The 8,296-nt window shown below is 65.4% G+C and carries 10 protein-coding genes; 4 read left to right on the top strand and 6 right to left on the bottom strand.

The genetic code is table 11. From position 1 onward, the window contains the following. The first annotated feature begins 104 nt into the window (after positions 1 to 104). The 3 genes from GPA27_RS08415 (at position 105) to GPA27_RS08405 (ending at position 1,596) form a co-directional block, all read left to right on the top strand. Positions 105 to 434 (top strand): MliC family protein, encoded by a 330-nt coding sequence (locus tag GPA27_RS08415; protein WP_169139432.1) that lies wholly within the window; start codon positions 105 to 107, stop codon positions 432 to 434. Positions 435 to 524: 90 nt separating this feature from the next. Beyond that, a complete protein-coding gene (locus GPA27_RS08410; protein ID WP_169139430.1) occupies positions 525 to 1,067 on the top strand; it encodes a C40 family peptidase in 543 nt (180 codons plus the stop codon). A 97-nt stretch (positions 1,068 to 1,164) separates the two neighbouring features. Then, on the top strand, positions 1,165 to 1,596 hold the full coding sequence (locus GPA27_RS08405) for a CBS domain-containing protein (RefSeq protein WP_169139428.1): 432 nt from the start codon (positions 1,165 to 1,167) through the stop codon (positions 1,594 to 1,596). 30 nt (positions 1,597 to 1,626) lie between these two features. On the opposite strand, the gene ftsB is transcribed toward GPA27_RS08405, so the two are convergent. The 4 genes from ftsB to pyrG form a co-directional block, all read right to left on the bottom strand. Next, a complete protein-coding gene (gene ftsB / locus GPA27_RS08400) occupies positions 1,627 to 1,905 on the bottom strand; it encodes a cell division protein FtsB (RefSeq protein ID WP_050415716.1) in 279 nt (92 codons plus the stop codon). 110 nt (positions 1,906 to 2,015) lie between these two features. Beyond that, positions 2,016 to 3,305: a phosphopyruvate hydratase gene (gene eno / locus GPA27_RS08395; RefSeq protein WP_169139426.1), complete on the bottom strand. Its 1,290-nt coding sequence runs from the start codon at positions 3,303 to 3,305 to the stop codon at positions 2,016 to 2,018. A gap of 56 nt (positions 3,306 to 3,361) precedes the next feature. Further along, entirely contained in the window at positions 3,362 to 4,201 is an 840-nt protein-coding gene (kdsA, locus tag GPA27_RS08390; RefSeq protein WP_169139424.1) for a 3-deoxy-8-phosphooctulonate synthase, read from the bottom strand. 10 nt (positions 4,202 to 4,211) lie between these two features. After that, on the bottom strand, positions 4,212 to 5,855 hold the full coding sequence (gene pyrG, locus GPA27_RS08385) for a CTP synthase (RefSeq protein WP_169139422.1): 1,644 nt from the start codon (positions 5,853 to 5,855) through the stop codon (positions 4,212 to 4,214). Positions 5,856 to 5,964: 109 nt separating this feature from the next. Here pyrG and GPA27_RS08380 point away from each other — a divergent pair, with 109 nt between their 5' ends. Further along, a complete protein-coding gene (locus tag GPA27_RS08380) occupies positions 5,965 to 7,095 on the top strand; it encodes a polysaccharide pyruvyl transferase family protein (RefSeq protein WP_169139420.1) in 1,131 nt (376 codons plus the stop codon). Here GPA27_RS08380 and GPA27_RS08375 read toward each other — a convergent pair. Next, on the bottom strand, positions 7,085 to 7,633 hold the full coding sequence (locus GPA27_RS08375) for an isochorismatase family protein (RefSeq protein ID WP_169139454.1): 549 nt from the start codon (positions 7,631 to 7,633) through the stop codon (positions 7,085 to 7,087). The genes GPA27_RS08380 and GPA27_RS08375 overlap by 11 nt on opposite strands. Before the next feature lie 194 nt (positions 7,634 to 7,827). Beyond that, positions 7,828 to 8,232: an acyl-CoA thioesterase gene (locus GPA27_RS08370; protein ID WP_169139418.1), complete on the bottom strand. Its 405-nt coding sequence runs from the start codon at positions 8,230 to 8,232 to the stop codon at positions 7,828 to 7,830. Positions 8,233 to 8,296 lie beyond the last annotated feature (64 nt).

Genomic DNA, 8,296 nt, shown 5'->3' with positions numbered 1-8,296 from the left:
GTCGAAGCCGGCGAGACCGAAATCATCGTCACCGTCAGCGGCACCATCGAACTGACTGACTAACGCGGCCGCGGCCGCACCCGCACGCTTCTGAAAGACACTTCATGCGCCTCCATCGCCAACTGGCAGCTCTTTCCGCACTTCTCATCGGCGCAGGCTCACTCGCCGGCACCGCCTGGACCCGCGAAAGTTCGCGGGTCGTCAGTTATACCTGCCCCGGAGGAGAGCAATTCACCGTCGAGTACTTCGAGGACCACGTCCGCCTGCGCACGGGCGCCGGCATATTTGCCCTCACCGCCGAGAAGTCGACCAGCGGGGCAAAGTATTCCGACGGATATACGGTACTCTCGGCCAGCGGAGACCAGGCCGTACTCGAAAGACCGGACCTACCCGAAAGTCCGGCCTGTAGCGCCATCCGCAAGGCCTCGCTCTGACGCCTGGCCGAGAACGTCCGCGCGCTCGCCCCCACTGGACACCCAACGACTATTTCCCTATCGTTTGCGGATAATGTGCTGGGGAGCTCCATGGTCGTCCGCAAGCTGCTTCAAGCCCTGACGGCATCCGCGATCGCAGCGCTGGTCGCGGCCTGCGGCAGCGTCCCGGCCCCGCGGCCCGACGTCTCCTCCGCTCCGACCGTCCCGTCCGGACGCACAAGCAGCAACTTTTTCATCCTCGCAGACCCCGAGCATTCGCGCGAGATGGTCATCTTCGCGCTAGGCCTGATCGACACCGGCTATCGCTTCGGCGGCCGCAATCCCGACGCGGGCCTCGACTGCAGCGGCATGGTTTCCTACGTCGTCGAGCAGGTCTCCGGCTACCGCCTGCCGCACAACGCAGCGCAGATCGCCGACCGGACGCGGCCGGTCAGCCTCGCGATGCTCCAGCCGGGCGACCTCGTCTTCTTCAACACCATGAACCGGCCATACTCCCACATGGGCATCTACATGGGGGAAGGCAAGTTCGTGCATGCACCATCGAGCCGCGGGCGCGTGCGCGTCGAACGGCTCGACAGCCCCTATTTCAGATCCAGATTCGACGGTGCCAGGACGCTCCTGGCGGACGGTTGAGCAAGGCGGCCCGGGCGCCCACAACCCGGGGCGGCGCTGCACGCGCCGACGCTGACAGGAAGTCATCTCACACCTAACCTTCAGCAGGAGCAGAATCATGCATACACGGAAGATCAGCGAGGTCATCGCCGGCCGCCCCATCCTCACGAGCCCCGCCCACCTCACCGTCAGCGACGCGGCGCGCCTCATGGCCGAAGCCAAGGTCGGATCGATCATGGCCACCGAAGGGGACAATCTCATCGGCATCTTTACCGAACGCGACGCCCTCGTCCGGGTGCTGGCCGCTGGCCTGGATCCTCAAACGACGCCAATTGCCCGCGTGATGACCTCGCGCGTAATGACCGCAACACCCGAGATGCCGCTCGGCCACGCCTTGCACCTGATGTTCGAAGGCGGATTCCGCCACGTGCCGATCGTGGAGAACGGCCGCCCCGTGGGAATGGTGTCGGCGCGTGATGCGCTCGGACCCGAGCTCGTGGAATTCGAAGGCGAGCTGCTGCAGCGGGAAGCGATCGCCGAAGTGCTCTGATCAGGCCGCACTCCCCGGAGGGCGCCGCCGTCAGGGCTTCTGCCGGGGGGTGTGAACGAAGACTTCGCCGGGCTTGGTCAGCCCGAGTTCGAAGCGCGCGCGTTCCTCGATCGCCTCGTTGCCGGACTTGAGATCGCGCACTTCGGCCTCCAGACCCGCGTTGCGCTGTTCCAGCGCGCGGTTCTTCTCGCGCTGCTCCTGCAGCTGACGGTCCACGTCCCACACGCGCAGCCAGCCGCCCTTGCCCAGCCAGAGCGGGTACTGCAGGAGTGCCACCAGCAGGACGAGGATGACCAGAGGCCAGCGCATAAGAATGAATATCTGCTCGTAATCAAAAGAAGGCCGGCGAATTCATCGCCGGCCTTGTGCATCGAATCATTGCGGACGGCCCTCGCGGGCCGCCGCCGAACGCGGAACGCTTAGCGCACGCGCAGGTTGTAGAAGGCGCGACGGCCCGGGTAGCTGACGGTATCGCCGAGATCTTCCTCGATGCGCAGCAGCTGGTTGTACTTCGAGATGCGGTCCGAACGCGACAGCGAACCGGTCTTGATCTGCATCGCATTGAGGCCGACCGCGATGTCCGCGATCGTCGAGTCCTCGGTCTCGCCCGAACGGTGCGAGATCACGGCGGTGTAGCCCGCGCGCTTGGCCATCTCGACCGCAGCGAATGTCTCCGACAGCGTGCCGATCTGGTTGATCTTGATGAGGATCGAGTTGGCGATGCCCTGGTCGATACCCTGCTCGAGAATCTTCGTATTGGTGACGAAGAGGTCGTCGCCGACGAGCTGGATCTTGCGGCCGAGCTTGTCGGTCAGCGTCTTCCAGCCGGCCCAGTCGTTCTCCGCCATGCCGTCCTCGATCGACACGATCGGGAAGCGGTCAGCCAACGTCGCGAGGTAGTCGGCAAAGCCTTCCGAGCTCAGGGTCAGCCCTTCGCCGGCAAGGACGTACTTGCCGTCCTTGTAGAACTCCGACGCTGCGCAGTCGAGCGCCAGCACCACTTCACGGCCAGGCTCGTAGCCGGCGGCCGAGATCGCGTCCTGGATCATGTTGAGGGCCTCCTCGGTGCTGCCGACGTTCGGCGCGAAACCGCCCTCGTCGCCGACAGTCGTCGGGTAGCCCTTCTTGTCGGTGAGCTTCTTCAGGTGATGGAAGATCTCGGCGCCGCAGCGCAGCGCCTCGCGGAAGCTGGTCGCGCCGACGGGCATGATCATGCATTCCTGGATGTCCAGGCTGTTGTTCGCGTGTGCACCGCCGTTGATGACGTTCATCATCGGAACCGGCATCGCCATCGGGCCCGAGCCGCCGAAGTAGCGATAGAGCGGCAGGCCGGCCTCTTCGGCGGCAGCCTTCGCGACGGCCATCGACACAGCCAGCATCGCGTTGGCGCCGAGACGCGACTTGTTCTCGGTGCCGTCGAGCTCGATCAGGGTACGGTCGATGAAAGCCTGCTCTTCGGCGTCGAGGCCGATGATCGATTCCGAGATCTCGGTGTTGACGTTCTCGACCGCACGCAGGACGCCCTTGCCCAGGTAGCGCGCGGCGTCGCCGTCACGCAGTTCGATGGCTTCACGCGAACCGGTCGAGGCGCCCGACGGCACCGCCGCACGGCCCATCACGCCGGATTCGAGCAAAACGTCCGCCTCTACGGTCGGGTTGCCACGCGAATCCAGAATTTCGCGGGCAATGACATCAACGATTGCACTCATGGGTATTCGTGTCCTTCCTGGGGGTCAAAAATGGTTTGATCGAAACGGCGGCTGCTTCAGCCGGCCAGCTCCATGAAGCCGTGGCGCTTCACCAGACTGTCGATGTCCTTCAGCGTCGCCAGCAGCGCCTTCATCTTCGGCAGCGGCCACGCGTTCGGGCCGTCCGACAGGGCCTTCGCCGGATCGGGATGAGTTTCCATGAACAATCCCGCCACGCCCACGGCAAGGGCCGCGCGCGCCAGCACCGGCACGAACTCGCGCTGCCCGCCCGAGGCCGTGCCCTGCCCGCCCGGCAGCTGCACCGAATGGGTCGCATCGAACACGACGGGGCAGCCCGTCTCGCGCATGATCGCAAGACTGCGCATGTCCGACACGAGGTTGTTGTAACCGAACGATGCACCGCGCTCGCACACCATGATGGTGTCCGCGCCGCCGTTGGCCTCGCGCGCCTTGTCCACGACGTTCTTCATGTCGCCCGGGGCCAGGAACTGGCCCTTCTTGATGTTCACCGGCTTGCCGCTGGCTGCGACCGCGTGGATGAAGTCAGTCTGGCGGCACAGGAAGGCCGGCGTCTGCAGCACGTCGACAACGGCCGCCACGGCCGGGATTTCCTCGATCGCATGCACGTCGGTGAGCACCGGCACGCCGAGCTGCTTGCGCACGTCGGCAAGGATCTCGAGCCCCCTTTCCATCCCCGTGCCGCGGTAGGACTTGCCCGAACTGCGGTTGGCCTTGTCGTACGACGACTTGTAGATGAAGGGGATCGCCAGCTCGGCGCAGATCTCCTTGAGCGCACCGGCCGTTTCGAAGGCCATGTCGCGCGACTCGATCACGCACGGGCCGGCAATCAGGAAGAACGGCTTGTCGAGGCCGACCTCGAATCCGCAGAGTTTCATCGCAACTCCCTCAGGCCGCCGCAGCGGCCGCCTTGCGCGCCAGCGCCGCCTTCACGTAGGCCGTGAACAGCGGATGTCCCTTGCGCGGGTTGGAAGTGAATTCCGGGTGGAACTGGCAGCCGACGAACCACGGATGCACGTCGGCCGGCAGTTCGATCATCTCGCACAGGTCGGTACCCGGCGCCCGGCCGGAGACAACCAGACCCTTCTCTTCGAGTTGCGAGAGCAGCTTGTTGTTCACTTCGTAACGGTGGCGGTGGCGTTCGACGACGTCGGCGGAACCGTACACCGCGCGCGCCAGAGAGCCGTCGGCCAGATGGCACATCTGCGCGCCGAGGCGCATCGTGCCGCCGAGATCGGAGCTTTCACTGCGCTTCTCGACCTTGCCGGTGCGATCCTGCCATTCGGTGATCAGGCCGATCACCGGATACTGCGTGTCGCGCTCGAACTCGGTCGAATGCGCGCCGGCCATGCCGGCGACGTCGCGGGCGAACTCCACGACGGCGAGCTGCATGCCCAGGCAGATGCCCAGATAGGGAACCTTGTTCTCGCGTGCGTAGCGGATCGCGGCGATCTTGCCCTCGGTGCCGCGCTTGCCGAAGCCGCCCGGCACCAGGATCGCATCCATCTTTTCCAGCGCCTTGCAGCCGTCGCGCTCGATATCCTCGGAGTCGAGGTAGTGGATATTCACCTTGCTCTCGGTGTGCATCCCGGCATGGTTGAGCGCTTCGATGAGCGACTTGTAGGATTCGGTCAGGTCGACGTACTTGCCCACGAAGGCGACGTCGATGGTCTGCTTCGGGTTCTCGAGCGCATGGACGAGCTTTTCCCACACGCTCAGGTCCGCCGCGCGCGCGAGGATGTTGAGCTTGTGGCAGACGATCTCGTCGAGCATCTGGTCGTGCAGCTGACCGGGGATCTTGTAGATCGAGTTCGCATCGAGGCACTCGATGACCGCTTCGTGCATCACGTTGCAGAACAGCGCGATCTTGCGGCGCTCGTCGGCGGGGATCGAGCGGTCGGCGCGGCACAGCAGGATGTCGGGCTGGATGCCGATCTCGCGCAGCTCCTTCACCGAATGCTGCGTCGGCTTGGTCTTCAGTTCGCCCGCGGTCGGGATGTACGGAACCAGCGTCAGGTGGATGAAGCAGGTGCCGTTACGCCCCTCCTCGAATCCCATCTGGCGGATCGCCTCGAGGAAGGGCAGCGACTCGATGTCGCCCACGGTGCCGCCGACCTCGACGATCGCCACGTCGGCGCCTTCGGCACCGCGCTTGATGTACTGCTTGATCTCGTCGGTGATGTGCGGGATGACCTGCACCGTCTTGCCAAGATACTCGCCGCGGCGCTCCTTCTTGATCACCGCCTCATAGATCTGGCCGGTGGTGAAGTTGTTGCGCTTGCTCATGCGGGCGCTGGTGAAGCGCTCGTAGTGGCCGAGGTCGAGGTCGGTTTCGGCGCCGTCCTCGGTGACGAAGACCTCACCGTGCTGGAACGGGCTCATCGTGCCCGGATCGACGTTGATATACGGATCCAGCTTGAGGTGGGTAACCTTGATGCCGCGGGATTCGAGAATGGCCCCCAGCGAGGCCGCTGCAATGCCTTTGCCCAAAGAGGACACGACACCGCCGGTAACGAAGACGTATTTGGTCATGGGAACGTTGCTGCGGGAAAGCGCGATGATAACCGAAGAGCCCCGCAGGCCGGAAGCGATGTGCGGCACCTGCCCTTTTTCCCCGGCCGAAAATGGAGCGATCGTAACTATGATGACGAGCGCGAAACGCGAAGCGGCGCCGGCGAACGGGCGGCGCCTGATCCTGTTCGGAGCTTTTGACCGCCACAACTTCGGCGACCTGCTGCTCGCCCGCTGTGCCGCGGCGGGCGCTCGCACCGACATCGTGTTCACCGGCCTCGCCGCCCGCGACCTGCGCAAGTTCGGAGGCTTCCACACCCTGGCGCTGGCCGACGCCATCGCGGCCTTCGGGAGCGAGGACGCCGACTTCGTGCACGTCGGCGGCGAGCTGCTCACGACCACCGCGTGGGAGGCCGCCGTGATGCTGCAGTCGCCGTCGGACACTGCACGCATCGTCGCCCTGCACGATCGCAGCCCGGACGCGCGCACGGCCTGGGCACGGTCCGTCCTCGGCACCACGCGCCGCATTCCCTACATCGTCGCGCAGGACGATCTCCCGACCCGCTGGCGCACGCACTTCCGCGCTGTGGGCGGCGTCGCATTCGACACCCTGCCGGGCGCGGAACGCAACGAGATCCTGCGGGCGTTGCGCACCGCGACCACGCTCAGCGTGCGCGACCGGACGACCTTCGACGCCCTGCGCCATGCAGGAGTCGATACCGACCTCCTGCCGGACCCGGCCGCGGCAACGCCCGCTCTCTTCGGCGCAACGATAGGACAACGCGGACAAGGCGGCGAGATCGCGGCACTGCGTTCGCGGATGCGATCGTGGGCTGCGGTTCAACTCGCCGCGGAATGGGGCGACGACGCGACGCTCGACCGCGTCGCAGGGTCCCTGCTCGCGACATCGGCCGCAAGCGGAACAGGTATCGTGCTGTACCGCGCGGGGCTGGCGCCGTGGCATGACGACCTCGATACGCTCCGGCGTCTTGCGGATCGACTCGGGGCGCAACGTCCGGTCGCGATCCTCGAATCGGCCCACGTTTTGGACATTTTCGCCCTGCTCGCCGAAGCTTGCGCCTACGTGGGCACCAGCCTGCATGGCTGGATCGTCGCGCACGCGTTCAAGGTGCCCGCGCGCTGCCTCGTGCGAGGCCCGGCCGACAAGGCAGCGCGCTACACGGATACCTGGTGCGACGTGCCGCGCCAGTGGCGCACGCCTGAAGACGGACCGCTGTTCCCGGAAACCATCAGCGGATGAAGTCGCGGTTCACGCCGCGGAAGAGTTCGGTGCCACCCCGCCGCAGCCACTCGAAGGCAACCATTTCCCGCGACACGATCTCGATGCCGTGACCGCGCATGCGCGCGAAGGCCAGTTCGCGATCGCTCGATCGCCGCGAGCCGGCGGCGTCCGCCACCACGAAGACGTCGCGACCCGACCAGCGCAACCCCAGCGCGGTCTGCTGGACGCACACGTGGGCTTCCGTGCCGCACACGACGACCTGCCGCCGGTCGTCGATGGCCGTGCCCCTGAGGCATCCGTCCGCCTCGGCCGAGAAATGCTCCTTGGTGACGAACTGCGCACCGGCCGCGACGGCGGCGGCCTTCACCTCGGCGACGGTCCCCCCGATCTTGTCCGGAAAGTGCTCCGTGACGACCACCGGCACGCCCATGCGCGCGGCGACACCGGCAAGCCAGACGCAGTGGCGCACGACAGCTTCGCCCTCGTCGATCGCCGGCGCGAGGCGCTCCTGCACATCCACGATCAGCAGCACGGACTTCTCGCAGTTCATCAGCATCATCGGATCTCCCTATGCATTCGCGGCGTTCAGCTGGCCGGCCCGGCGCAATTGCGGAAACGTCCCGGCGCATCGGGACTCGCCCGCGCTTCGACGTTCCCGATCCGCTCCGGGCAGGATGAGGACATGCGCGATTGCGCAAGAATGTGTTGTTTTCGCTCCCGACTGTACCCGATCTGCCGGACGATGATGCGTCAGAGAGAAGCGCGCAATCCGTCCGGCAGCGGCACCGACTTGTTCGTGCCCATGTCCATCCATACGACCTTGGACGCACCTTCCGCATACAGCCGCTCGTCGCCCTCGACGAAGAGTTCGTACCAGGTCATCGCGCTGCTCCGGCCGGGTTGTCCTGCATACATATTGACGATCACGGTCGCCGGATAATTCACCGGCAGCAGGAAGGTGCAACTGGCGTTGATCACGACCGGCCCCGTGCCGCAGTTCGGATCGACCCCGAAACCGAGCTGCTCGATCCATTCCACGCGGGCCTGCTCGCAATAGCGGAAATACACGGTGTTATTGACGTGCCCGTAGTAGTCCATGTCGCCCCAGCGCACCGGGATGCGGGTGGTATGAACCAGCTTGCGTTCCTGTTTCATTCAATCGATTCCTCAGGTTTGGCTCGACAAGACACTCTAACATACGGTACCGTATGTTCGATAT

Source organism: Aromatoleum toluolicum, from assembly GCF_012911005.2.
GTDB lineage: Bacteria > Pseudomonadota > Gammaproteobacteria > Burkholderiales > Rhodocyclaceae > Aromatoleum > Aromatoleum toluolicum.
The sequence above is the reverse complement of the archived record's forward strand: the minus strand, read 5'-3'. Positions and strand labels throughout refer to the sequence as shown.